Origin of the sequence: Microbulbifer harenosus, from assembly GCF_005771435.1 — a bacterium.
GTDB lineage: Bacteria > Pseudomonadota > Gammaproteobacteria > Pseudomonadales > Cellvibrionaceae > Microbulbifer > Microbulbifer harenosus.
This window is the reverse complement of sequence record NZ_VANI01000005.1, coordinates 1-24,563: the sequence shown is the minus strand read 5'-3', so window position 1 is coordinate 24,563 and position 24,563 is coordinate 1. Positions and strand designations below refer to the sequence as shown.

At 56.9% G+C, this 24,563-nt stretch carries 20 protein-coding genes; 17 read left to right on the top strand and 3 right to left on the bottom strand.

Features of this window, described 5'->3' with window-relative positions; genetic code table 11:
* Positions 1–370: 370 nt before the first annotated feature.
* Together speB and FDY93_RS04680 are read left to right on the top strand one after the other, a co-directional pair.
* On the top strand, positions 371–1,288 hold the full coding sequence (gene speB / locus FDY93_RS04685; protein ID WP_138234600.1) for an agmatinase: 918 nt from the start codon (positions 371–373) through the stop codon (positions 1,286–1,288).
* Between the two features lie 207 nt (positions 1,289–1,495).
* A complete protein-coding gene (locus FDY93_RS04680) occupies positions 1,496–3,685 on the top strand; it encodes an OsmC domain/YcaO domain-containing protein (RefSeq protein ID WP_138234599.1) in 2,190 nt (729 codons plus the stop codon).
* A gap of 420 nt (positions 3,686–4,105) precedes the next feature.
* Here the strand turns inward: FDY93_RS04680 and FDY93_RS04675 are convergent, their stop codons facing one another.
* On the bottom strand, positions 4,106–5,047 hold the full coding sequence (locus FDY93_RS04675; protein WP_138234598.1) for a porin: 942 nt from the start codon (positions 5,045–5,047) through the stop codon (positions 4,106–4,108).
* Between the two features lie 300 nt (positions 5,048–5,347).
* Here FDY93_RS04675 and FDY93_RS04670 point away from each other — a divergent pair, with 300 nt between their 5' ends.
* The 14 genes from FDY93_RS04670 to FDY93_RS19700 all read left to right on the top strand — a co-directional run bounded on the left by FDY93_RS04670 (position 5,348) and on the right by FDY93_RS19700 (position 20,268).
* On the top strand, positions 5,348–7,873 hold the full coding sequence (locus FDY93_RS04670) for a DNA internalization-related competence protein ComEC/Rec2 (RefSeq protein ID WP_138234597.1): 2,526 nt from the start codon (positions 5,348–5,350) through the stop codon (positions 7,871–7,873).
* Positions 7,874–8,029: 156 nt separating this feature from the next.
* Positions 8,030–8,848, top strand: coding sequence for a hypothetical protein (locus tag FDY93_RS04665; RefSeq protein WP_138234596.1), 819 nt, complete (start codon positions 8,030–8,032; stop codon positions 8,846–8,848).
* Positions 8,849–8,883: 35 nt separating this feature from the next.
* Positions 8,884–9,642: a hypothetical protein gene (locus tag FDY93_RS04660; protein ID WP_138234595.1), complete on the top strand. Its 759-nt coding sequence runs from the start codon at positions 8,884–8,886 to the stop codon at positions 9,640–9,642.
* Between the two features lie 257 nt (positions 9,643–9,899).
* Entirely contained in the window at positions 9,900–10,523 is a 624-nt protein-coding gene (locus FDY93_RS04655) for a MotA/TolQ/ExbB proton channel family protein (protein WP_138234594.1), read from the top strand.
* 29 nt (positions 10,524–10,552) lie between these two features.
* Positions 10,553–10,972 carry an ExbD/TolR family protein gene (locus tag FDY93_RS04650; RefSeq protein ID WP_138234593.1) on the top strand — a complete coding sequence of 140 codons (420 nt, stop codon included), beginning with the start codon at positions 10,553–10,555 and terminating at the stop codon, positions 10,970–10,972.
* A gap of 109 nt (positions 10,973–11,081) precedes the next feature.
* Positions 11,082–12,917 carry a lipid A export permease/ATP-binding protein MsbA gene (gene msbA / locus FDY93_RS04645; protein ID WP_138234592.1) on the top strand — a complete coding sequence of 612 codons (1,836 nt, stop codon included), beginning with the start codon at positions 11,082–11,084 and terminating at the stop codon, positions 12,915–12,917.
* A 101-nt stretch (positions 12,918–13,018) separates the two neighbouring features.
* On the top strand, positions 13,019–14,050 hold the full coding sequence (gene lpxK / locus FDY93_RS04640) for a tetraacyldisaccharide 4'-kinase (protein ID WP_138234591.1): 1,032 nt from the start codon (positions 13,019–13,021) through the stop codon (positions 14,048–14,050).
* Entirely contained in the window at positions 14,047–14,823 is a 777-nt protein-coding gene (gene kdsB / locus FDY93_RS04635; RefSeq protein ID WP_138234590.1) for a 3-deoxy-manno-octulosonate cytidylyltransferase, read from the top strand. Before lpxK ends, kdsB begins: the two co-directional genes overlap by 4 nt.
* 67 nt (positions 14,824–14,890) lie before the next feature.
* On the top strand, positions 14,891–15,907 hold the full coding sequence (gene murB, locus FDY93_RS04630) for a UDP-N-acetylmuramate dehydrogenase (protein ID WP_138234589.1): 1,017 nt from the start codon (positions 14,891–14,893) through the stop codon (positions 15,905–15,907).
* 465 nt (positions 15,908–16,372) lie between these two features.
* On the top strand, positions 16,373–16,810 hold the full coding sequence (locus FDY93_RS04625) for a response regulator (protein ID WP_425462487.1): 438 nt from the start codon (positions 16,373–16,375) through the stop codon (positions 16,808–16,810).
* Positions 16,758–17,018, top strand: a complete 261-nt coding sequence (locus FDY93_RS19945; RefSeq protein WP_425462486.1) for a LuxR C-terminal-related transcriptional regulator — start codon at positions 16,758–16,760, stop codon at positions 17,016–17,018. The genes FDY93_RS04625 and FDY93_RS19945 overlap by 53 nt, the downstream gene beginning before the upstream one ends.
* A gap of 103 nt (positions 17,019–17,121) precedes the next feature.
* Positions 17,122–18,936, top strand: coding sequence for an excinuclease ABC subunit UvrC (uvrC, locus tag FDY93_RS04620; protein WP_138234588.1), 1,815 nt, complete (start codon positions 17,122–17,124; stop codon positions 18,934–18,936).
* Between the two features lie 100 nt (positions 18,937–19,036).
* Positions 19,037–19,603 (top strand): CDP-diacylglycerol--glycerol-3-phosphate 3-phosphatidyltransferase, encoded by a 567-nt coding sequence (gene pgsA, locus FDY93_RS04615; RefSeq protein ID WP_138234587.1) that lies wholly within the window; start codon positions 19,037–19,039, stop codon positions 19,601–19,603.
* A 95-nt stretch (positions 19,604–19,698) separates the two neighbouring features.
* A complete protein-coding gene (locus tag FDY93_RS19700; RefSeq protein ID WP_246068462.1) occupies positions 19,699–20,268 on the top strand; it encodes an HNH endonuclease family protein in 570 nt (189 codons plus the stop codon).
* Between the two features lie 18 nt (positions 20,269–20,286).
* Here the strand turns inward: FDY93_RS19700 and FDY93_RS04605 are convergent, their stop codons facing one another.
* Positions 20,287–21,663, bottom strand: coding sequence for a serine hydrolase domain-containing protein (locus tag FDY93_RS04605; RefSeq protein WP_246068461.1), 1,377 nt, complete (start codon positions 21,661–21,663; stop codon positions 20,287–20,289).
* A 609-nt stretch (positions 21,664–22,272) separates the two neighbouring features.
* Between FDY93_RS04605 and FDY93_RS04600 the strand changes: the two genes are divergently transcribed.
* The gene (locus tag FDY93_RS04600) at positions 22,273–23,964 is read left to right on the top strand and encodes an alpha-amylase family glycosyl hydrolase (RefSeq protein WP_138234586.1); all 1,692 of its coding nucleotides are present in this window, start codon (positions 22,273–22,275) and stop codon (positions 23,962–23,964) included.
* Between the two features lie 451 nt (positions 23,965–24,415).
* Here the strand turns inward: FDY93_RS04600 and FDY93_RS04595 are convergent.
* On the bottom strand, positions 24,416–24,563 hold a 148-nt coding region (locus FDY93_RS04595; RefSeq protein ID WP_181954057.1), incomplete at its 5' end, for a transposase domain-containing protein.

The window sequence follows — 24,563 nt, the reverse complement described above, 5'->3', positions numbered from 1 at the left end:
GTGCATGATGCCTTTAGATCTACAGACTATAAGTAGCAATTCGCGGTGCGCCAAACGGCCTTCATTTGTGAAAGATTGATGTGGATTGGGGGCGTGTGAAGGTGGACTGGTTGGTCACAAAATCCGCGCGGCGCGACGTCTCAATGCTTGCAAGTTAACCGCCTTCGGGCATACTTCGCCGGCGGTTAAGTCCGTCGTCGCAAACATCACGACACCTAAACTTGATGTCCGTTCTGGGCGCTGGGAATCCCAAAACGAGAGTGTTGCCATGGCATCGCCTCGTACCCGGCTTCCGCCCGAGGGGTCCTGGCATTAGTCCCTATTTTGTCCGCGCTGTGGAGCATAGCCGGATTGGACACAGGAAACTCTCATGACTGATACCCGATTCTTGTCTGAATTCTCGAATACCTACGCCAATATCTTTTCATTCTGCGGCCTGCCGCTGTCCCGCGACCTTGCCGGGGCGGATGCCGTGGTGATGGGCGTGCCGTTTGATCTCGCCACCACTGGCCGTTCCGGTTCCCGTTTCGGGCCATCCGGCGTGCGCCAGGCCTCCGCGCAATTGCGCTGGGAGCACAAGCGCTGGCCCTGGCCCTTTGCACTGGGCGACAAGCTCAAGGCCATCGACTACGGCGATATCGTGTTCCGCGATGGCGACAGCGCGGCCATGGCGGCGCTGGTGGAGCAGCACGCGGACTACATTGTTTCCGCCGGCAAGACCCTGCTGACCCTGGGGGGGGACCATTTCATCACACTGCCACTGCTGCGTGCGCACGTGCGCAAGCACGGCCCGGTGGCACTGTTGCACTTCGACGCCCACACGGATACCGAGGCCACCGATTTTGTCTACAACCACGGCGCCATGTTCCATCACGCCGTGCGGGAAGGGTTGTTGGATACCGAGCGCAGTATTCAGGTGGGTATTCGCACCGAGTACACCGTGGCGACCCATCCCTTCGAAGTGCTGGATGCGGCCTGGATGAACAACCACTCCCTGGAACAGAACCTGGAGCGCATCCGCGCCCGGGTAGGGGGGGCGCCGGTGTATCTGAGCTTCGATATCGACTGCCTGGACCCGGCCTTTGCGCCCGGCACCGGCACGCCGGTGATGGGCGGCCTGACCTCAGACCGCGCGCTGCAGATCATCCGCGGCCTGGGCGACCTGAACATCATCGGCATGGATGTGATGGAGGTGGCGCCGTGCTATGACCACGCGGAAATCACCAGTCTCGCCGGTGCCACCCTGGCGCTGGAGATGTTGTACCTGCTCGCGGCTCGCAAAAAGTAACCTTCAGGTATCTCTAATCAGAGTCATTCCCGCGCAGGCGGGAATCCAGACGTACTGTGGCAACTGGACCCCCGCCTGCGCGGGGGTGACGAGCAGTGATTTTTAGATGTATCCATCTGCCATTCGAGACGAACTACCCTGAAATCTGGATAATGCGCGCCCGTGCCCTCGGGCGCGCCACATTCACAGATGCCGGTAGTTCGCCCCATGGAAATCAACGTCAACTTCCTCGACAACCTCAGACTTGAAGCCAAGTTTGACGACTTCACGGTCATCACCGACCAGCCTATCCGCTACAAGGGTGATGGCTCGGCGCCGAGTCCGTTCGACTATTTCCTCGCCTCTTCAGCGCTGTGTGCCGCGTACTTCGTGCGGGTCTACTGCCTGTCGCGAAACATCCCCACCGACAATATCCGCCTGTCCCAGAACAACATCGTCGATCCGGAAGACCGCTACAACCAGATCTTCAAGATCCAGGTTGAGCTGCCGGAGGATATTTCCGAGAAGGATCGCCAGGGCATTCTGCGCTCCATCGACCGCTGTACGGTCAAGAAGGTGATCCAGACCGGGCCGGAGTTCCAGATTGAGGAAGTGGAAAGCTTGACAGAGGATGCGCAGGCGCTGCTGATGGTGCAGCCGGATGCCGAGCACCAGACCTTTATCGAGGGCAAGGACCTGCCGCTGGAGCAGACCATTGCGAATATGACGAAGATTCTCGCCGACCTGGGAATGAAGATCGAGATCGCCTCCTGGCGCAATATCGTGCCCCACGTGTGGTCGTTGCACATTCGCGACGCGGCTTCTCCCATGTGCTTTACCAACGGCAAGGGCGCAACCAAGGAGAGCGCACTGTGTTCCGCGCTGGGCGAATTTATCGAGCGCCTGAACTGCAACTTTTTCTATAACGACCAGTATTTCGGCGAGGAGATCGCCAACGCTGCGTTCGTGCACTATCCGAACGAAAAGTGGTTCGAGCTTACTGATGACGACGCGCTGCCGCCGGGCATCCTCGACGAATACACCCGCGGCATCTACGACCCGGAAGGCGAGCTGGCGGGTTCCAACCTGATCGATACCAACTCCGGGCGCATTGATCGCGGTATCTGCTCATTGCCGTTCACCCGCCGCTCCGACGGCGAGACGGTGTACTTCCCCTCCAACCTGATCGAGAACCTGTTCCTCAGCAACGGCATGAGTGCGGGCAACACCCTGGCGGAAGCGCAGGTGCAGTGTCTGTCGGAAATTTTCGAGCGGGCGGTGAAGAAGGAAGTCATCGAGCAGGAGATCGCGCTGCCGGACGTGCCGCGCGATGTGCTGGTGAAATACCCGGAAATACTGCAAGGCATCGAGGAACTGGAGAAGCAGGGGTTCCCGATCCTGGTGAAAGACGCCTCCCTCGGCGGCCAGTTCCCGGTCATGTGCGTGACCCTGATGAACCCACGCACCGGCGGTGTATTTGCGTCCTTCGGCGCGCATCCGAGCCTGCCTGTGGCGCTGGAGCGCAGTCTTACCGAGTTGATGCAAGGCCGCAGTTTCGAAGGCCTGAACGACGTGCCGCCGCCCACGTTCAACAGTCTGGAAGTGACCGAACCGCACAATTTTGTGGAGCACTTTATCGACTCCACCGGTGTAGTGTCCTGGCGCTTCTTCAGCGCCAGTGCCGATTATGAATTTGTGGAGTGGGATTTCTCCGGCAACCACCACGACAGCAACGACACCGAGGCCAATCGCCTGTTTGCCATCCTCGAGGAGATGGACAAAGAGGTGTACATGGCCAGCTACAGCGAACTTGGCGCGCCGGCCTGCCGGATTCTGGTACCGGGTTACTCCGAGGTGTATCCGGTGGAAGACCTGATCTGGGATAACACCAATAAGGCGCTGGATTACCGTGAGGACATCCTCAATCTGCACCGCCTTGACGATGACGCGCTAGAGGATCTCGTGGAGCGCTTGGAAGAAAGCCAGCTCGACAATTATGAAAAGATCACCACCCTGATCGGTGTCGAGTTCGACGAGAACACTGTGTGGGGCCAGCTCACCATTCTTGAACTGAAACTGCTGGTGTGTCTCGCGCTGCAGCGCTACGAGGAAGCGCAGGAGTTGGTGGAGAGTTTCCTGCAGTACAACGACAACACCGTCGAGCGCGGACTGTTCTACCGCGCAGTGCAGGCGGTATTGGAAATTGCGCTGGACGATGATCTGGAATTGGACGATTACATCGTCAACCTGCGGCGCATGTTTGGCGAAGCCACCATGGAGGCCGTGGTGGGATCGGTGGATGGCAGCGTGCGTTTTTACGGCCTTACACCCACGAATATGCAGTTGGAAGGCCTGGATAAGCACCTGCGTCTGATCGAGAGCTACAAGAAACTGCACGCGGCGCGCGCGGCAGTTTGATTGCTCTTGTTGTAGGAGTCTGCTTGCAGGGCTGAGCTGAGCGTTTTTGCGAGCACCGCTCGCTGCTCAGGTCAGCGACCGGCCATGGATGGCCGGGCCGGACACCGCTCCGGGGAGGGCTGCTTGGCACGGGGCCTGAATGTTCGCCTGCAAGCAGGCTCCTACGAGGATGCTCATTTCTGGCTGTGTGGCTGGGTCGGAGCGCAATTTGTAGGAGCCTGCTTGCAGGGCCGGACACCGCTTCAGGGAGGGCTGCTTGGCACGGGGCCTGAATGTTCGCCTGCAGGCAGGCTCCTACGGGGATGTTCATTTCTGGCTGTGTGGCTGGGTCGGAGCGCAATTTGTAGGAGCCTGCTTGCAGGCGAACGGTCCGGAGCACGGAAGAGTTCGCCTGCAGGCAGGCTCCTACAGGGGAGCGGGTTAGAATTTGAACTCGGTACCGATACCGAAGTAATTGCGCTCGTAGCCGTCTGCGGCAGTTTCATCGGTGTAGAAGGTGAACACCTTGGCCGCCGATGAAAGTTTGTAATCGAGTCCCAGGCTAAACGTTTCGCCATCGTCCTTGATGATGTCGGACTGGCCGTACTGGGCTTTCGCGGTCCAGTTGTTGATCTTGTACGCCACAGAAGTCATCCACCCGTCCTGCTTGCTGTGGTCTGCTTTTTCCTGTTCCTCGTACAGCGCACCCAGCTGGAGGTTGCCGAAGCTGTACTGGGCCACCAGGCGATTCACATTCCAGTCATTGGCTTCCACGTCCTGATCAAAAGCGTAGGCCAGGTACACGCCGTTGTTGTCATAGGCGAGCGATACTGAGGTGCCGTTATCGCGGGTGTCGATCAAGTTGCCTTCGCTGTCAAAAATCTCCGCATCCTTGTTGCTGATGTACGCCGCTGACGCCCGGAAGCCGGCGAAAGAGGGCGTTGTGTACTGCAGGTTGTTGGATTCGCGATTGTCGCTGCGGGTAATCAGGCTTTTGATATCGCCTTCCAGGTCGTTAAACAGGTCGACACGGTTCTGGGCTTCTTTCAGGGGCGTGTCAAACTTGCCCCCGATCACCTGACCGAAACCGCCCTCAAGGCCCGCATAGATATTGCGCTGGCTGAAGGTTTCTTCCGCTTCACCGTCGATATCTACTTCGTATTCCATCTTGTAGATACCCTTGATACCGCTATCCAGCGGCAGCTCGCCTTTCACGCCCAGGCGAGAGGCGTTGCTTTTAATGTCGGTATTGGCGCCGTCACCCTCGTCGTTGGACTGGAAGGATGCATTGGCCTTGCCGTAAAAGGTGAACACGTCGGACTGGGCAAGGGTTGGAACAGGAAGCGCAGCGGCCAGTGCCAGAGTGAACGCGGTCTTTTTCATGGTCGGTCTCGTAGAGTGACTTAACGGGGTGAGCCATAGCTCGGATGCCGCGCAGTTTGCTGCTCTTTTGTTACAAACATGTGAAAGATGAAAGGTTGGTGTAAGTTTTGTTGCGGCGTCGCCGTTTAAAATCACCAAAAGTCACGAATGTCTTTTCCGGTGTGAATTGTTGCTGCTTGAACCACGCAAGTTGCTCCGTTCTAATCCCAGGATGTGGTCGAAGGGTCATGGCGCAGGAAGCGATGAAATGGCCGGCTCGACGTAAAGGCAGGCCGAAGAAATTGGAATTCAGGGGGCTCGGTGAAGGGATTGCGCGGGTCGTTCGCGGCCTTGTGGTCGCTGGCGCTGGGGATTGGCCAGGTGGCATTCTGGCCCGCGCTGCCGTGGGATGCCGACACCGCGGCAGCTCTGGCCCTTGGGGTCATATCAGTCGCTTTGCTGGCGGTTATCGGCGGCTGGCTTTCCCGGTTTGCGGCCGCGCCGCGTTTTGCGCTCGGCTATCTGCTATTGCCGTTTGTACTGGGGAGCTGCTGGGCGCTCCAGGCAAATCACCAATCTCTTGCCGAGCGCCTGCCCCTGGCACTGCACGGTACGGATAACAAGGTTACCCTCGAGATCGAAGGCCTCCCGGAAGCTTCGACGGCGGTTGCCAATTTCGGATCGCCCGGCGTCGTTCCGGGATTCTTCGACAGTCGCTTCCGCGCGCGGGTGCGGGACTCTGAGCGGCGGGAGTTTGTCGGCAAGCGCCTGTTGCTGCGCTGGTATCGGGTGGACCCCGATACCATGGCGAAGATGATTCCGGGCAGCCGCTGGAGCATGACGCTGCGCCTTAAGCGCCCGCGAGGCAGTATCAATCCCCATACGTTTGATTACGAAGCCTGGTTGCTGGAGCAGGGGATCTACGCCACGGGTTACGTGCGCGAGCGCGGTGCCGCGCCTGAGTACCTTGGTGTGGAGCGCGGTGTCGGGTCGCTGGTCAGCGGCCTGCGCGAACACCTGCGACGGCAGATTACCGCGCCCGATGCCGGTGGCCACGCGTTGAAGCAGGAGGAATTGATCCGCGCCCTGCTGCTGGGGGACACGGGCGGGGTGGACTCCGCAACACAGGATCTGTTGCGTAGAACCGGTACGGCGCACCTGCTGGCGATTTCGGGGCTGCATGTGGGCATGGTGGCGGGGTTCTTCCTGCTCCTGGGTGGTCTGGTGAGCCGGGTGGTGGGCATTTTCCGACCGCATAACCCCCTGTTGGCCGCCGGCGCTGCCGGCCTGACTGCGGCGATGGCATACACCCTCGTCAGCGGCGCGCCCCTGTCAGCCCAGCGCGCGCTCATCATGACGACGATTGCCATCGTTGCACTGGTGTTTCGCCGCAGATTCGGCGCAGGTCTGGCGTTTGCCACAGCGCTGGCCTGTGTATTGCTACTGCAGCCCCTTGCGCCTCTGAATGCGGGTTTCTGGCTTTCGTTTGTCGCAGTGGGTGCGCTATTGCTGCGTTTCCGTGGGCGGAGCAGCGGCGAAGATGACGAGACGGCGGGGCAAGAGCGGCCCCGTATTCAAGTGTTTCGCCCCCTGAATTATCTGCGCACCGCGCTGCAGAGCCAGTGGGCAATTCTTGTCGGTCTGGCGCTGCCGTCTATCTTGATCTTTGCCGGGGTCAGCTTGAGCGGTTTGCTGCTCAATCTTATTGCGATTCCCTGGGTTGGGTTCACCATTTTACCGCTGATCTTTCTCGCCGCGCTGACACCGGCGCCGCTGCAGCTGGGGTTGTGGCGGCTGGCGGATATCCAGCTGGGCTGGCTGCTGGATTTCCTGGCCGTCGCCGATAGCGCTTTGCCGGGATGGCAGTCACTCCCGCTTCCCTCCCATCTGATCCTGCTTCTCGCGCCGCTCAGCTGTGGGATATTGCTGTTACCACGCGGTCTACCGGGGCGCGCCCTCGGCTGGGCGCTTCTGCCGGTGCTGCTGGTGGGGTTGTCGCCCTGGACGCGGCCGTCAGAACCGTATCTGGCACTGACGGTGCTCGATGTGGGGCAGGGTCTTGCGGTGGTTGCTGCCACCGAACGGGAAACGCTGGTATTCGATACTGGCGCCAGCTCTGGTAGTGGCTGGAGTGCGGGCCGCAGCATTGTGGCGCCGTTTCTGTTGGCAGACGGACGCCAGCGGCTGGATGCACTGGTGGTAAGCCACGGCGACCGCGACCACGCCGGTGGGGTGCCGGGCGTGATTTCGCAGCTCCGGGTCGACACTCTAATTACCCCTGGGACACTGGCGTCGCGATGGCCGGGGGCCGCAACATCAGGCCCCTGCGTTGCCGGCGGGCGGGAGTTATGGGGCGAGCTTCACATCGAGTGGTTGTGGCCGCGCACCTCAGGGTTGAGCGGGGATGAAAACGACCACAGCTGTGTGGCCCTGCTCACCTGGCGCGGTGTGCGGATACTGCTGACCGGCGATATCACCAGTAATGTCGAGGCTCAGTTGTCAGCCCGTTATCCTGCGTTTGCTCCTGTGGATCTGCTGATCGCCCCGCACCACGGCTCGCGCACATCCTCATCACCCGCGCTGCTCGACTGGGCACGGCCGGCGCGGGTGGTGTTCAGTGCCGGCTTCCGCCACCACTTTGGCCACCCGCACCCGGAAGTGGTGGCGCGATACACCGGTATCGCCAGCCAGTTGTTCAGTACCGCGGAGCAGGGTGCAGTCAGTTTCCGCTGGCAATCAGGCCGCAGCGAACCGGTGGTGAGGCTCGCTCGCCATGCCCCCCGATTCTGGCTGGCTGAATCGGGGCGGAACGGCGCCGGCGAAAGCGTGGCGGAATTCCTGTTTTGATTGTGTTCCGCCGCAGCCCGGTATCGGCGACCGCATCGCACCGGCCAAAAGTTCGCTCAAATACGTAGAGCGATGAGAGCTGGGTCAAGGTTTTCAGCACGCATACGGTGCTAGCTTCACCACAGATTTCAGCAAACTGAGGTACTGGTGAGTTGCATGAAAACCAATTTCATCCTAAACGCGGCACTGCTGGCCGCGAGTCTTTCAGCTGCGGGCACGGCAGTGGCCGGGGACTGGAAATATTCCCTGGGTACGGATGTCAGCAGTGGTGACTACGGAGATGTCGCCGACACTGACATTACTTCCATGCCGTTCACCGCGAGCTTTTCTCCCGATAATCGTTGGACCTTCAAGGCATCCCTTCCCTGGACCCAGGTAGAGGGGCCCGGTGGTGTGATTCCCGGTGGCGATGGCGGAATTGTTCTGGGCAATGGCAATGGTCGCGGCAACGGAGGGAACCAAAATGATGACGAAATTGTAATGATCGAGGAGTCCGGGCTGGGCGATCTGTGGTTGACAGGCAGCTACAGTCTCGACCCCCTAGGTGGGCAGTACTTCATGGATCTGTCAGCCAAGTACAAAGTGCCTCTGGCGGATGAGGATAAAGGTCTCGGCACCGGGCAGGCCGATTACACGTTACAGGCAGAACTCTTTACGTCCATCGGCCCGTACACCCCTTTCATGACCCTCGCCAGAAAATTCAAGGGCGACTTGTCGGAAGTCGAGCTGCGCAACGTCTGGTATACCTCTGTAGGTAGTGGTTACCGCCTCAGTGATACATCCAGTATCGGCGCGTCACTTGATTACCAGCAGGCGGCGACAGACAGTGCCGATGCGCAAACCGAAATTTTTGGCTACTTCAGCCACAGGCTGGATAACCAGTGGAGCGGAATGCTGTACGCGTATCTCGGACTTTCCGACGGCAGCCCAGATCAGGGATTTGGCGTACAGATAAGCTATCGCCCCGAAAATTGATTTGTTCAACCGAATAGTTAACAGGAGAAACGGCGATGAGGATTCCATTCAAATCCACGGCTATCGCGGCAGCGTTGATGGGAATTGTGAGTGTGCCATTGGCGTGGTCGGACGATGATGTCCCTTCGGCGGATACAGAAGTCGTGGAAATGGCGAACAGCGTTCCGGGTGATCAGATTGCTGGCTATTTCAACGATTTCTTTGGCGGCGAAGAATACTCAAAATCCGTGGTTGCGGGCTTGCGCGACGGCAGCATCCACTATGTCGAGCCGCTGCCTGAGAGCACAGAGGAAACGGTGCCTGAGGGCGCTGAGACTGAGACCGGAGAACTCCCTGAGCTGGAAGACGGCGCGGAAGATCATGTCGGCATGGGCTACGGCAATGTGCTGATTACCATGGCGCTTGCCGAAGAACTGGCTGCGGCGTCCGCCGCGGCTGCATTGGAAGGGGAGGTGGGCCTGACCGCTGATGAGTCCCTGAACGAAGTGCTGCGAATGCGCCAGATAGAAGGCATGGGGTGGGGGCAGATTGCCAAGGATCTTGGTGTAAATCTTGGTGAAGTGATCAGTGGCATCCGCTCCAACCGTCCGGAAAAAATGGATCAAGTGGCGAGTGTAGACGCGAAAAGGACCATGCGTGCCGACGCTCGTGCTGAAAAACACGGCAAGAGCACGATTGAACGCGGTCCCAAGGTTGAGCGTGTGGCCAAAGTCGAGCGCCCAGTGAAACCGGAGCGTGTCGAAAAAGCCGAGCGCCCGGAAAAGCCACAGCGCCCAGAGCGTCCCGGAAAGTAAAATAGCTCCACTGAGTTGCTTGTTGTAAGCCGCCTTCGGGCGGCTTTTTTATGTGTCTAGCGTCTCGCCTGATTGGTCAGCAGAGGCGCACTTCGACAAAGGGACCTGATATGTAGTCCCGTTCACATGGATGAAAAACATGCCCTGGCAGCGCTTAGCCATGGCTGATACCTGTGGTAGAGTCTCTGCCTTGAGCTGAAGGCCAATTGGCCAGTAACTAAACAGATTCCGTTCCGCTGTTTTGGGGCATTGAAAAAGTGTTAGAAATAATAAAATCCGGCGGCTGGTTGATGCTGCCAATCCTGCTCTGTTCCGTGGCTGTTATCGCCATTTTTATCGAGCGTCTGTGGACGCTGAATGAGCGCAAGATCGCTCCGCGGGCGCTATTGGGCGACGTCTGGAACAGCCTGAAAAACAATCAGTTAACCACAGACAAAATCCGTGAACTGCGGGATTCCAGTCCTCTGGGACGCATTTTTGCTGCGGGCCTGTCCAACTCCAAACATGGCCGCGAGGTCATGAAAGACAGTATCGAAGAGGCCGCCAGCCAGGTGGTGCACGAGTTGGAGCGCTTCCTAAACGTGCTGGGCACCATCGCCGCGGTTGCACCGCTGATCGGCCTGCTGGGCACTGTGGTGGGGATGATCCAGGTATTTACGGCGATCATGCTGGAGGGGACCGGTAACGCCGGGGTGCTTGCGGGAGGTATTTCCCAGGCACTGATCACCACTGCCGCGGGCCTGAGCGTTGCGATTCCGGCGCTGATGGCGCACCGCTATTTCCAGCGTCGGGTGGATTCCATTGTCGTCACCATGGAGCAGGAAGCCGTAAAACTGGTGGATGCGCTGCACAGCGACCGCCGCGTCGAAGCTGCAGCCTGAGCGCTTGGCCGAACCATCAGGAGCGCACGATGCAATTCCGCCGCCAGAGTACCGAGCAGGAGGGGGTCAACCTCACGCCACTGATCGATGTGGTATTCCTGCTGTTGATCTTCTTCATGGTGTCTACCACCTTTACCAAAGAGAGCCATTTGCAACTGAATCTGCCGGAGGCCGCAGGGCCTCAGGTAGAGAGCCCTCCATCGACGATTGAAATTCTGATCAATGCGGACGGCTCCTACTCTGTGGATGGGCGGGCGCTCATCAATAAGAAATTGGTGACGCTCAAATCTGCACTGTCGGAAGTGTCCGGTGGCGAGTACAATCGCCCGCTGATCATTACCGCGGATGCCACCGCAGAACACCAGGCGGTGGTTCGTGCCATGGATGCCGCCGGCCAGCTGGGATTTGTCCATCTCAGCATCACCACGCGGCAGCCGGACGAACAGTAATCTATAAAGTGTTGAACGCCGGGCGCGCTAACCGTCGCGCCCGTTCGCCGGCTGCTGTGCTTTGGGCCGGTAGCCGGTGAAATGCGGAAAACACGCTGCCAAGAGTTATATGGAAAAATCCTCTCAGCCCCCGTTGAAGCCACAGCAGGGTGCCCAGACTTACCGTCGCCTTCTCTCCTACGCCATTCCCCAGTGGCCGCTGTTTGTGATAGCGGTGTTTGGTTTCATGCTGTTCTCCAGTATGGAGGTTATGCTCATTGCGGTTACCGAACTGCTGCTGGATGCGGTTGGTGTCGGGATAGAGCAGGGGCGGGGTTTCCTGTCGCAGTATGTGGCGAGATTTTTTCCCGGCGGGATTATGCCGCAAGAGACGGCGCGCTGGCTGGTGCCGCTGGTCATGGTCATCATCATTGGCCTGCGCGCTGTCGGCAATTTCGTCGGCAGTTACGGCCTCGCCTATGTGGCGCGGGCGGTAATTCACCAATTGCGCACCGAGTTGTTCGAGCATATCGGCCAGTTGCCCAGTGCTTATTTTGACCGTTACACCGGGGCCTACCTGATCTCCAAGGTGGCGTACAACGTTGAGCAGGTTACTAACTCCATCACCAAATCCCTGAAGGTGATTATCCGCTCTTCATTTACCTCCATCGGTCTGCTGACGTACCTGTTGATGGTGAATTGGAAGCTGACACTGACCTTTTTCCTTTTCGTGCCCATTATTGCCGCCATTGTCAGTGTGGTCGGCAAGCGATTCCGCAAGTTGAGCCACCGCATCCAGAACACCATGGGCGACGTGACCCACGTTACCCAGGAGGCCATTAACGGCTACGAAGTGGTGCGCATGTACGGCGGGCGCAAGTATGAAAATGCCCGCTTCCAGGCTGCCAGTAACGCCAACCGCCAACAGTTCATGAAGCTGGTGGTGGCGGACAATGCCAGTGTGTCGGTAATCCAGATCATGGTGGGGCTGGCGACGGCGGTGCTTGTATGGTTTGCGCTGGCGCCGGGCATGGTGGAATCCATGACTCCGGGCGTGTTTGCGTCCTACATCGGTGCCGCGGCCTCCCTGGCCAAACCTATTCGCAACCTGTCTGAGGTTTACGCGGAGATCCAGAAAGGCATTGCGGCGGCGGAAAGTATTTTCGAGGTGTTCGATGCGCCCAAGGAACCGCTCGGCGGTACCCTGCGGCTGCCGAGCCCAGTCACCGGAGCTGTGGCATTCGAACACCTCGGTTTCTGCTACAACGAGGGCGGTCCGGCAGTCTTGAGTGACATCGATTTCCATGTGCAGGCGGGGCAGACGGTTGCGCTGGTGGGCGCATCGGGTTCTGGCAAGAGCACGCTGGTTAGCCTGTTATCCCGTTTTTACGAGCCGACATCGGGGCGGATTCTGTTGGATGGCGTCGACATCACCCAGGTGCCGGTTACGACACTGCGCGAACAGATCAGCCTGGTGTCCCAGAATATTGTGCTGTTCAACGATACGGTGTATCGGAACATCGCCTACGGTGAGCTGGAAGGCAAGCCTGAGGAAGAAGTACAGCGCGCGATTGACCTTGCGCACGCGCGCGACTTCATTGAAGAGCTACCGCAGGGAGTGCAGACAGTTCTCGGTGATAACGCACAGATTTTGTCTGGTGGTCAGCGCCAGCGTCTGGCCATTGCTCGCGCACTGCTGAAAGATTCGCCAGTTCTGGTTCTGGATGAGGCCACGTCCGCGTTGGATAACGCATCGGAGCGCCACATCCAGGCCGCGTTGGCCGAGGTGATGAAAAACCGCACGACCTTTGTCATTGCGCACCGCCTCAGCACTATAGAGAACGCTGATCGAATCCTGGTAATGGACCAGGGGCGTATTGTTGAGAGCGGTACCCACAGCGAGCTGCTGGCGAAGGGCGGGCGCTACGCGCTGTTATTGCAGCAGCAGACCAGCGATATTGGTTGATGTAAGCCAGAAGTGGGCTTGCTGGGCTTAACAGACCGCAGCCGGTGTTGATCAAGCCTGGATGACAACGCAGGGACAAACGAAAAGGAGTGCAGGGCGCAATGTCGCTGGAAGACTGGTTGAACAAATGCTGGTATCCCGCCGCCGACAGCGGGCATGGGCCCGCGTCACATCTGCCGCTGTTGGCACCATTGGAAATGGTATTCCGCCACGGCAGCCGCTGGCGCAGACAGCGCAATCAGCCCGCTCCACTGCCAGTGCCGGTGATTGTGGTGGGCAATATTACTGTCGGAGGCGTTGGCAAGACGCCGCTGGTCGCAGAGCTGGGGCGCTGGCTGCAGGAGCGCGGGCACAAGCCCGGGATTATCAGCCGCGGATACGGCGGCCGCGCCAGGCACTATCCCTACAATGTCACTGCGCAGTCCCACCCCCTGGAATCCGGCGACGAACCACTGATGCTGCACCTGATGACCGGGCTTCCGGTCATGGTTTCCCCCAAGCGGATGGAGGCCGCCGAGGCATTGATTGCGGAGCATGGTTGCGACGTGATTCTTTCCGACGACGGCCTTCAGCACTACGGCCTTTGGCGCAGCCTTGAAGTCTGCGTGATCGACGGTCTGCGAGGCCTCGGTAACGGGCACTTGCTACCACGGGGGCCGCTGCGCGAACCGCCTGGACGGCTGAAGGAAGTCGACATGGTGATTGTGAATGGCGAGCCCTCCGAGTCGGTATTGTCCCAGTGTGGCGAGATGATCGACTTTACGATGGAGCTGGTGCCGTCCCGCTGGCACCAGTTCAACCTCGATCAGACCTCTACGCTGAAGCTGGAATCCGGGCCGGACCTAGGCCCGTGTCACGGGGTGGCGGCTATCGGCAACCCGCAGCGTTTTTTCAATTCACTGCGCCAGCTGGGTTATACGGTGATGGAGATGGCGTTTCCCGATCACCATCAGTTCAGCCAGCAGGAACTACAGCTGGATGGCATTACGCCGGTGATCATGACCATGAAAGACGCGGTGAAATGCCGCGATTTTTGGCAGAGCCACTGGTGGGCCATGGAGGCGACGGCACAGCTGCCGGACCTTTTCTACCAGCGCATTCACCAACACCTTGAGAGCTTCAAGTCCGCATGAGAGAGCAGAGTGCTTCGTTTTCTTTCGACGTGATCATTCCGGCCCGTTATGGCTCCAGTCGCTTGCCGGGTAAGCCGCTGGCCGATATTGCCGGCAAAACGATGGTGCAGCGGGTGTACGAGCGCGCGCGGGCGAGTGCCGCGGAACGGGTCATTGTCGCCACCGACGATGTCCGCGTGGCGGACCTGGTGCAAGGGTTTGGCGGCGAGGTGTGCATGACCCGCGCCGACCACCCCTCCGGTACCGATCGTCTTCAGGAGGTGGCTACCCGGATCGGCGTATCTGCGGACCGGATTCTGGTCAATGTCCAGGGGGATGAGCCATTGATCCCTCCGGCAGTCATCAACCAAGTGGCGCAAAATCTCGCCATTAACAAGACTGCCGGTGTTGCGACGCTGGCGGAACCCATCACCTCCTGTGAAGACTTTCTCAACCCGAATATCGTCAAGGTGGTGGCGGAGTGCACCGGCCTGGCCCGCTACTTTTCCCGCGCCCCGATTCCCTGGCCGCGGGATGCTTTCGCCAGCGAGCGCAATCTTCTGCCGGAAGGGTTGAACCCGCGCCGCCATATTGGCATCTATGCTTACCGTGCAGGCCTGCTGAATCAGTTTGTCACCTGGCCTGTAGCACCCATAGAGCAATTTGAGGCGCTGGAACAGCTCCGTTTCCTGTACAACGGCCACGCCATCCATGTGGCAGATGCCTGCGACGAAGTTCCGGGTGGGGTGGATACGGAACAGGATCTCGAGCGGATGCGTGCGCATTTTGCATAACAATTGAGGCATTTGCAGGGAGGTGTCATGCGCTCCTGCCTGCGGAGTGCCGTAGCACCGGTATTTCATGATTCAGCCTGACGTTGATTTACAGCCTTTCAACACCATGACCATCGCCGCGCGGGCGAGATATTTTTGCGCAGCGACGACGCTCGAAGAGCTGCGTGAAGCCTTGTCATTTGCGCAGGAGCAACAGCTCCCAATACTCCCTCTCGGCGGCGGTAGTAATATTGTGCTAACCGGGGACTTTCCCGGTCTGGCATTGCATATTGGCCTGCAGGGCCTGAGTTTTGAATCTCTGTCCGACGGTGTGCGGATTCGCGCCGCGGCCGGGGAGAACTGGCACCAACTGGTCATGCGCAGTGTTGAGTCGGGTTATGGCGGGCTTGAGAACCTGGCCCTGATTCCGGGCAATATCGGTGCGGCGCCTATCCAGAATATCGGCGCCTACGGGGTTGAGCTCAAAGACAGCTTTGAACAGCTGACCGCCATGGAAGTCGCCAGTGGAAACCTGGTTACGTTCAGTGCCGAAGAGTGCCAGTTTGGCTACCGCGACAGCCTGTTCAAAAATGCCGGCAAAGACCGCTACTTGATTTGTGAAGTCGTACTCAAACTGCGGGCAGAGTGGCGGCCACAGGCGTCTTATCCCGCTCTGCAACAGTACTTCGAGGAGCGTGGTCTGGCGGTAGATTCACTGACTCCCAGCCAGGTGGCTGGAGCGGTAATCGACATTCGCAACAGCAAACTCCCCAATCCAGTGGAAATTCCCAACGCCGGCAGTTTTTTCAAAAACCCCCTGGTGAATGGCTCGCAATACGCCCGGTTGAAGGCGCAGCACCCGCAGTTGGTGGCTTTTGCTGCGGGCGAACACTGGAAGCTCGCCGCGGGTTGGCTGATAGACCAGGCCGGATGGCGAGGTTTCCGGCGAGACGGGGTGGGCGTGCATGATCGTCAGGCGCTGGTGCTGGTCAACCCGGGGCATTGCTGCGGCCGCCAGGTGGTCGCCCTGGCGGAAGACATTGCCAGGGACGTCCAACAGAAGTTTGGCGTCACCCTTGAAGCGGAGCCGCGCTTCTATCCATAAGCAACACCCGTTTCACCGGAGGATTGCCGGCTATAGCGGGGTCTATTCGCGCCGATCAGGCGCTGGAATAAAATTCCGCCTTGTAAGCGAAATGTAAATACACCTGGGCAGATTACCGGGCGGCTTGCCCGACACAAGCGTGGGCCGCTTCTCAACGTGAAAATTCAGTGGCAGCAGCTCCTTCGGCGCCTCCCGCGGTTGTGCAGCATGAAGTCGTGTGTCCGGATTAATTCCCCCCATATCGGCCTGGGAATTGAGAGAATTTTCTATGTTCTGACTGCGACTAATTGGTACAGTCTCGCTATGCACCATTAGGTTTGTCTGGTATGTTCTCCGAGGGCTCTGTGGATGGATCTTTGCGGGTATAACCCGCTGAGCAATAACAAGAAACTCGGTTTTGCGCAAAGTGGTTGAGGTAGGAAATTCTTGCGCTGGACCGTCTGAATATCCGTGGTTGGGGCTAATTTGATCAAAGTCTTAGTGGTAGACGATCACGACCTTGTTCGCATGGGCATATCGCGCATGCTCAGTGACGTTGAAGATATTGAGGTGGTAGGTGAAGCCAAGAGCGGCGAGGAGGCCATTGCTTTTGTTCGTGAGTCAGAGGTAGATGTCATCCTGATGGATGTGCGGATGCCCGGTATGGGCGGACTGGAAGCGACGCGTAAACTGATTCCCCGCTTTCCTCAGGCAAAAGTAGTTGCAGTGAGCGCACTGGACGACGACCTGTTTCCGAGTCGTCTGATTCAGGCCGGCGCCCCGGGGCTACGTTACCAAGGGGGCGGATCTGGACGAAATGGTCCGCGCTATCCGCGCGGTAATGGCGGGAGAAACGTACATCAGCAGTTCCATGGCTACCCGCCTGGCACTGCGCAATGTGTGCGGCGGGACATCGCCATTTGAAGACCTCTCCGAGCGCGAGCTGCAGACCGCGGTGATGATCGTAAACGGCAATAAGGTTTCAGAAATTGCGGAAACCTTGTCGGTCAGCCCAAAAACGGTCAATACCTACCGTTACCGGATTTTCGAAAAGTTGGGTCTGCACTCGGATGTGGAGTTGACCCTGCTGGCGGTCAAGCACAATATCCTTGATCCGGAAGAAGTACTCTGACCGTTGCTGATATCTGTTTGTATTTCCCGATCCATAATCCAGAAAAACAGGGGCCCAGGCAGGCCCCTGTTTTTTTATCTGTGACGAATGATTTAAACGACTGATGTTCGACAGCAAACGTTTTCTCACCACTGTCACCCGTAAACCTGGCGTTTATCAGATGTTTGACGCTCAGGGTAAGGTGCTCTACGTCGGCAAGGCGAAAAACCTGCGCAACCGGCTCGGCAGTTATTTTCGCGCGACTGGACTTACCGCCAAAACCATGGCGCTGGTGGAGAAAATTGCCGACATCGAAGTGACGGTTACTCGCAGCGAAACCGAAGCTCTGGTGCTGGAACAGAGCCTCATCAAGTCTCAGCGCCCCCCGTACAATGTCATGCTGAAAGACGATAAGGGGTACCCCTACATCTTTCTTTCGAGTAAAGACACGTTTCCCAGAATTGCCTTTCACCGCGGCTCAAAGCGCAAAGCCGGACAGTACTACGGGCCTTTCCCCAATGCGTCGTCGGTGCGCGACAGCCTGAACTTTTTGCAGAAGACCTTCCGTATCCGCTCCTGTGAAGACAGTGTATTTGCCAACCGTTCGCGCCCGTGTTTGCAATACCAGATCGAGCGCTGTACCGCACCGTGTGTCGAGTTCATTTCCCCAGAGGACTACCAGGCAGATGTGCGTCACGCCGAAATGTTTCTCGCCGGTAAAAGTGACAGCATCATTCGTGAACTGGCGGAGGAAATGGAGCGTGCATCGGTAGCACTGGAGTTTGAAAAGGCCGCGCGCCTTCGGGATCAGATTGTTGCGTTGCGTCGTTTGCAATCAGATCAGGTGGCAGAGGGTAGCGGAGGGGATGTGGACGTGCTGGGTGTGGCAACAGAAGGGGGGCTCTGCTGTGTGCATGTGTTGTTCATCCGTCAGGGCCGGATACTCGGCAGCCGCAGTTATTACCCCAGTGAAAAACTGGGACTGGACGCCACAGAACTGCTCTCGGCATTTATTCCGCAGTTTTATCTTGGCGCAAACCGCGAGATCCCGAGGCAGATCCTGGTTTCAGAGCCCCTCGAAGACCTGGAGGTTATTGCCGAAGCTCTGACGGCCCAGGCGGGTAAGGAGATCCAGCTTGCAAGCCGGCTGCGAGGAAACCGCGCCACCTGGGTGGAAATGGCCCAGCAGGCGGCACAGCAGAACTTGCAGAGCCGCACGGCGTCCCAGCAAAAACTGCAGGACCGGTTTGAACATTTGCAGAAGGTGCTGCGTCTCGAAGAATTACCTGAACGGTTGGAGTGCTTCGATATCAGCCACTCCAGTGGTGAGGCCACCGTCGCCTCTTGTGTGGTATTTGATACCGGTGGTCCAGTCAAATCCGATTACCGGCGTTTTAATATTGAGGGTATTGCCGCGGGTGACGATTACGCAGCCATGGGGCAGGCGCTGAAACGGCGCTATACCCGTCTTTCCAGCGGCGAGGGCCGCTTTCCCAATATCCTGTTGATCGACGGGGGCAAGGGGCAGGTGCGCCAGGCGGTGGATACCCTGAACGAGCTCGGCGTGACAGGGGTCCAGATCATTGGTGTGGCCAAGGGTACCACCCGCAAGGCGGGCTTCGAGACGTTGCATGTGGTAGCGGATAATCGCGAGTTGGTGCTGGAATCGGACTCTCCCGCGCTTCATCTGATTCAGCAGGTGCGGGATGAGGCGCACCGTTTCGCCATCACCGGCCACCGGCAGCGCCGCGACAAAAAGCGGCGGGAATCGCCACTGGAGGGAATTCCTGGTGTGGGCCCGGCACGCCGCCGCGCACTGTTGCACCACTTTGGTGGCTTGCAGGAGATTCGACGGGCATCGGTCAATGAGCTCGCAATTGTCGAAGGAGTGAGCCGCAAACTGGCTCAGGATATATACTCGGCCCTGCACAACGAGTGATCTATGGTCGGTGGACCTGCCATTGGCGTTTATTTTTTTCCTGCAGATTGCTAAGTTACGCACTGCCGACGAAGTGTGTTCTGCGAATAGAAGGATCAGCATGACTCTCGCCAACCAATTGACCCTGCTGCGCGTGGCGCTGATTCCGGTGTTTGTGCTGGTCTTTTACCTTCCCTACCAGTGGAGCTACATTGCTTCGGCGGTGATTTTTTCTCTCGCCGCCGCCACAGACTGGCTCGACGGTTACATTGCCCGCAAGCTCAACCAGAGCACGCCATTCGGTGCTTTTCTCGATCCGGTAGCCGACAAGCTGATGGTTGCGACGGCACTGGTGTTACTGGTGGATCTCCACAACTACCTCTTTTTCACCATTGCCGCTGCGATCATCATCGGGCGGGAAATCGCGGTGTCCGCACTGCGCGAATGGATGGCGGAGCTCGGTCTCAGAAGCAGTGTGGCGGTCAGCTATATCGGCAAGATCAAGACCACTGCGCAAATGGCGGCCATCATCGTGCTGTTGGCATTTGATGTGCGCGAGTTTCCGGTGATGGAATCCATCGGCTATATCCTGTTGTATGTGGCCGCCGCGCTCACTATTTGGACCATGTTCATCTACCTGCGTGCCGCATGGCCGGCACTCACCGCAGATGATCCTAACGATCTCTGACGTAGGCCACATTTCTTTCGAGCGGTGATTTTCGCGCCGCGCCAGTTGCTGTACGATCGTTCCATTCGAGCAATAACGCGACAATGGAGTGATCCGTGCAGAGGCCAGCAGTCTATAGTGCCTTCTTCCTTTCCCTGTTTCTTATTTCGTCCTCAATCCTTGCCGGCAGTGCGCATGCACCGTCTTACCAGCGCCATGAATGGCTGCCACATTGGTCGGATTCTGACCAGGACTGTCAGGACACCCGCCACGAGCTTCTTATCCGCTACTCGCTCGCACCGGTTACCTATACCCGCGCCGATCAATGTAAGGTCGCAACCGGTTTGTGGATGGATCCATACACCGGCCACTTTTATGAGAAGGCGTCGGATCTCGATGTTGAGCATATCGTGCCGTTGAAGTGGGCCCACGACCACGGCGCGGCAAACTGGAGCCAGGAGAAGAAGCGCCAGTTTGCGGAAGACCCGGATAATCTGTGGCTTGTTGACGATGGCCGCAACCAGAGCAAGGGACACAGGGGGCCGGACCAGTGGATGCCGCCTTACGGTCCGGTGCGCAGCCACTACCTGCGGCGCTTTATGGCGGTGGTGCAAAAGTATGGCCTGGAATCCACTCCGCACGAGTCGAGGATTTTTCTGGCAATGCTGGAAAGCCGGAACGGATGATATCGAGGAGAAGGTATTCTATGGGCCGAGCTGCGCCAGGATTTCTCCAAAGCGCAGTTCCGCGGGGTAGGGCCGGGATGACCAGCCCAACCGCACAATGACAACGCCGTGAGAGGGACACAGCATCAGCTTTTGCTCGCGGTTGCCCAGCATGAAATAGCTGTCGGCCGGCAGGTTGGGGTAAAGCGGCGGCAGCTTCCCACCAAGATTCAGCCAGAACTGATAACCGTAGCGGGTATCGTTGACGCTACGGTTCGGCTCGGTAGCGCGTTTGATCCAATCGCAGCTGAGGATTTGTTTTCCGCCTGCGCGACCACCATTCAGCATTAGCGCCCCAAGCCTGCCCCAGTTTTCCGCAGTGGCAAAGGCGTAGGAGCTTCCCACAAAAATGCCTTCCGAATCCGTTTCAAAAAAAGTGCGGTGCATCCCAAGGGGCGCTAGAAGCTCCTGCTCAAGAAAATGCAAAGCGGCTTCCGTACCGCCGAGACGCTGGTGTATCCAGCGCGCCAACAGATTGGTGGTGCCGGAAGAGTAGGAGAAATGTGTGCCCGGCGTGTGGATGAGTGGGCGCCCGAGGGCATAGCGGGAAGGGGCGTAGTGAGGGGGTGCGTTGCTACTGCCATAGAACAGCATGCGTGTGGCATCGGCGCCGGGCCTATATATCTCATCAAAGGCGAGCCCGTCGCACATCTGCAGCAGGTTGTGCAGGGTTATTGCGCTTCGCCCATCGTTTTCCCAGTCGGGAAAGAGTCGGCACTGGTCGGGGGTGGCAAGGCCGAGCGTCTCCATTCTTCCCCACAATATGGCGAGCAGGCTTTTACTCATGGACCAGCCCAGCAGGCGCGTCTGAGGTGAGACACCTGCACCGTAGGCCGCCGCCATCACACGGTCTTCGTGCATTACCAGCAGCGCGCGGGTATTCAGCCCCTGCCGGTTGTCGTCGTCAACCAGGGCGAGCAGCAGAGTCTGCAGCGACTTGTCGTAGCCGCGTGCGCTCGGTGTCCGGCCAGTTTCACTGGCGATATCCTCCGCACCAGTCTCGCCGGATATTGCCGATGGATCATCGTCCAACAGTGCACCGCGAGCCGGACAAAAACGCGCATGTGTCGCAATGCAATTCAGTAGGCTGGCGGACGTTGTGTAGCCGGTGTGTTGGATGCGTACCAGGGCGAACAGGGGAGAATAACTGACAAGATCCCGCCGGATACGGACGTCGCTGAAACCGGAAATATGCCGCGCCGAACAGGATAGCTTTGCGCTGAACGCAAGTAGTGTGCGCAACGAATCCCGCAGCACCTGAAACCCTTCCGCGAGCCGACGCCGCCAAACCCACAGGGGTGCCGCAATCGCGAACACAATGAAACTAGTGATGAAGAGGAATGTACTGGCACTCATGGCGACGATACATGGGCAGTTAAACTGGAACGCAGCTTAAAAAAATAAAGCCAGCTGTCGTGGAAAAGTCTAGGAGAAAAAGAGGGGCAGAGCTGGATTTGAACCTGCGGGACCACAAGGCCGGGAGCTTTTAGATTCACTCCTGGTCGCCATATTCAACCACGTTTTAGCATAGAATGCCGGCTTCCGGGTACTTCTCGCCTGGCTATGCGGGTTCTCCCAATTTCGTATTGACACTTTGTTTACGCTGCTGCCGCGATCAATCTTTAAATTAGTACATTCGTGCCAATTTAGATGAAGCCTTGGTGCTTTGAGAGGGGGTGGAAATCCTGGCCTTAGTCTATGTCTTGGGTATCACTCAAGGTAATATTGGTCGTCGCGAGTAGATATAACGGTTATGTTCGCAGTCAAGTGGTTGCGCAAAATCACAAAGGAGAGAATATTGAAATTGATACAAAGGTGGGTGCTAACGCTGTTGTGCCTCTTTGCCGCAATTGCATGCTATGTATTCGGAATTCCGATAGGCGGTGCCATCTTCCTGGTTCTAGGTATAATTTTTGAAGGTATATTTTGGGTGCGACTTTTCAATAATTCTCGCAAAACAAGGTTATGAAAATTTATGTGGGTCTGCTAACTGCAGTTCTTGTACTGTGTGGTGTATTTTACGCAGAAAATGAACTTGATGAGCAGCATGCATTAGATATTAGTCGCGAGCGTAGCCATTGGTGGGATAGTGCGGTGTTCTATCAAATCTTCCCGCGTTCGTTCCGAGATTCGGATAATGACGGTCATGGTGATATTAATGGAGTCAAAGAAAAACTTGGGTATTTAAAAGGTTTGAATGTAAATGGAATATGGTTGACGCCGATATTCGAGTCAACTACATACCATGGTTACAATACGACTGATCACTATAAGATTGATCCAGCGTATGGAACGATGGACGATTTTGAGAATCTTGTAGCTGCGGCTCATGACAAGGATCTCCACCTCATACTAGATTTGGTGCTCAATCATGTTTCTGATAAGCATCCATGGTTCATAAAATCTGCGAGGCGTGAGCCGGGGTATGAGGATTTTTTTATATGGAACAATGAACAACCGGAAGGATGGGGAAATGCATGGGATGAGGAATCACACCCGGATTGGGTGTGGTTTTGGAGTGAGGAACGGGAGCAATTTTACTATGCTGCGTTTGGTCCTGGAATGCCCGATCTAAACTTAGAAAACCCAAGAGTTGTCCAGGCGTTGAAAGAGGTGGCCGACTTCTGGCTCGGAAAGGGCGTAGATGGCTTTCGTTTGGATGCTGTTCGATACTTGATTGAAGAAGGTCCTATACCACTTCAGGCAGATACCGATTCGACAATACGGTTTTTGGCGGACTTTTCGAGTCATGTCAAATCCAAAAATCCAGATGCGATGCTGATTGGGGAGGCCTGGGCGGATCAAAAAGTTACAACTAAGTACTACGATAATAGCCGGGGATTGGATGCGGTTTTTGACTTTAATTTCGGCGGCCTTGTTAAAAGCGTATTAAGTGAAAGTCGTGATCGTGTCGGAGGATTTGGGGGTTCGCCAATTTCAAGAGGAGGGTTGTCAAGGGAAGACATTTGGGAAAGTTTAAATGTCCGAAAAAAAGCTACTCCTTTCTTTTTTTACGCCTCCTTTTTGACAAACCACGACCAGCCTAGATTCAAGTATGATTTTAATAGTGACAGCATAGCGAAAATTGCGGCGAGTATTTTAATTTCTGTTCCTGGTCCGATATTTCTATACTACGGAGAGGAAATAGGCATGACTCAGGATAAAGTGGGGAATCATGTTTTTCAACGGGCTCCTATGCAATGGGATGAATCAAAGAATGCAGGGTTTAATCGGAGTGCGAGTGTTTGGCTGAATGACAGTGTTTGGTTTGAAAACGAATTGCCCTATGTGAGCTGGTGGCCGGGTTACTGGTCATCGATTCAGTCAACTGCTAGTTCTGTTGCGGCTCAGAATGGAGATTCATCATCGCTATATAGTCTGTATAAAAGACTTTTAGACATTCGTCAGGATAATCCGGAAATTCGCATGCCCGACGTGTTGAGGTTCCATCCGGTCGACAATGAAGATGTAATGCTGTTGAGCTATGAGCGTGCAGCGGAGAAGGCTTGGGTTGCAATAAATTTGCGAGCAGACAAAATGTCCAAGTTCCGAACGCCGGTCTCCATGCGAGGAAGCGGGTTTGATCAAGTTAAGCAAGTTCAGCTTGAAATAGGTTCAGAATTAGAGCTTGATGCAGGTGGGGCAATGATTTTCTAAGATCGCTTACGTGCTTTTCGATGTTTTTGGGCGAGCTAATTTCCCAAGGGTAAACGTGAACGCGAGCAGCAGCGGTACCGTTGTCTATAAATTTCAATAATCCATGTTTCTTGCGCCAAACTTAATTTTAGCGTTCGAAAGATCGATAGCAGTTAAGAATGATTCACGTGGGTCTTCAAACATTGTTATTGTTTTTAATTTTCCAGCGTGATCAGTTCACTTAACCCTGTTGGTGCAGGTCTAATTTAAAAAGCTCTCTACCTGAGTCGGCCTCAGAGAATCTCTGCGGCCATAATGCCACGCAATCACATAGAGTCTGGCTAATCGCCCGACTAACCCTCGCGGGTCTAAATCGCGTAAAGAGCTTGTAGATGATGCGATAAATTGGCCCGTGGATCAATTGTTTTGCCTTTCACTGAAATGTAAGCGCCGTTAAATCGACACACTTCCCCTAACCATACTGAGCCAAATTTTTTGAAACAGGCTTCAAGGGCACATTCCACGGTAGAAGGGCTTCGAGCTTCTCCAGCGTGTCGGCCTCACCGATTCGGTCCAGTACATAGTGGATGTAGGCTGAGGGCTCCAACTGATTGGCCTTG

Excerpts from the sequence above, each read along its gene's own strand:
- FDY93_RS04650 (WP_138234593.1), top strand. The coding sequence starts at position 10,553 with ATGCAATTCCGCCGCCAGAGTACCGAGCAGGAGGGGGTCAACCTCACG.
- FDY93_RS04600 (WP_138234586.1), top strand. The coding sequence starts at position 22,273 with ATGAAAATTTATGTGGGTCTGCTAACTGCAGTTCTTGTACTGTGTGGT.
- kdsB (WP_138234590.1), top strand. The coding sequence starts at position 14,047 with ATGAGAGAGCAGAGTGCTTCGTTTTCTTTCGACGTGATCATTCCGGCC.
- FDY93_RS04605 (WP_246068461.1), bottom strand. The coding sequence starts at position 21,663 with ATGAGTGCCAGTACATTCCTCTTCATCACTAGTTTCATTGTGTTCGCG.
- murB (WP_138234589.1), top strand. The coding sequence starts at position 14,891 with ATGATTCAGCCTGACGTTGATTTACAGCCTTTCAACACCATGACCATC.
- FDY93_RS04680 (WP_138234599.1), top strand. The coding sequence starts at position 1,496 with ATGGAAATCAACGTCAACTTCCTCGACAACCTCAGACTTGAAGCCAAG.
- lpxK (WP_138234591.1), top strand. The coding sequence starts at position 13,019 with ATGTCGCTGGAAGACTGGTTGAACAAATGCTGGTATCCCGCCGCCGAC.
- FDY93_RS04660 (WP_138234595.1), top strand. The coding sequence starts at position 8,884 with ATGAGGATTCCATTCAAATCCACGGCTATCGCGGCAGCGTTGATGGGA.
- pgsA (WP_138234587.1), top strand. The coding sequence starts at position 19,037 with ATGACTCTCGCCAACCAATTGACCCTGCTGCGCGTGGCGCTGATTCCG.
- FDY93_RS04675 (WP_138234598.1), bottom strand. The coding sequence starts at position 5,047 with ATGAAAAAGACCGCGTTCACTCTGGCACTGGCCGCTGCGCTTCCTGTT.
- speB (WP_138234600.1), top strand. The coding sequence starts at position 371 with ATGACTGATACCCGATTCTTGTCTGAATTCTCGAATACCTACGCCAAT.
- FDY93_RS04665 (WP_138234596.1), top strand. The coding sequence starts at position 8,030 with ATGAAAACCAATTTCATCCTAAACGCGGCACTGCTGGCCGCGAGTCTT.
- uvrC (WP_138234588.1), top strand. The coding sequence starts at position 17,122 with ATGTTCGACAGCAAACGTTTTCTCACCACTGTCACCCGTAAACCTGGC.
- msbA (WP_138234592.1), top strand. The coding sequence starts at position 11,082 with ATGGAAAAATCCTCTCAGCCCCCGTTGAAGCCACAGCAGGGTGCCCAG.
- FDY93_RS19945 (WP_425462486.1), top strand. The coding sequence starts at position 16,758 with ATGGCTACCCGCCTGGCACTGCGCAATGTGTGCGGCGGGACATCGCCA.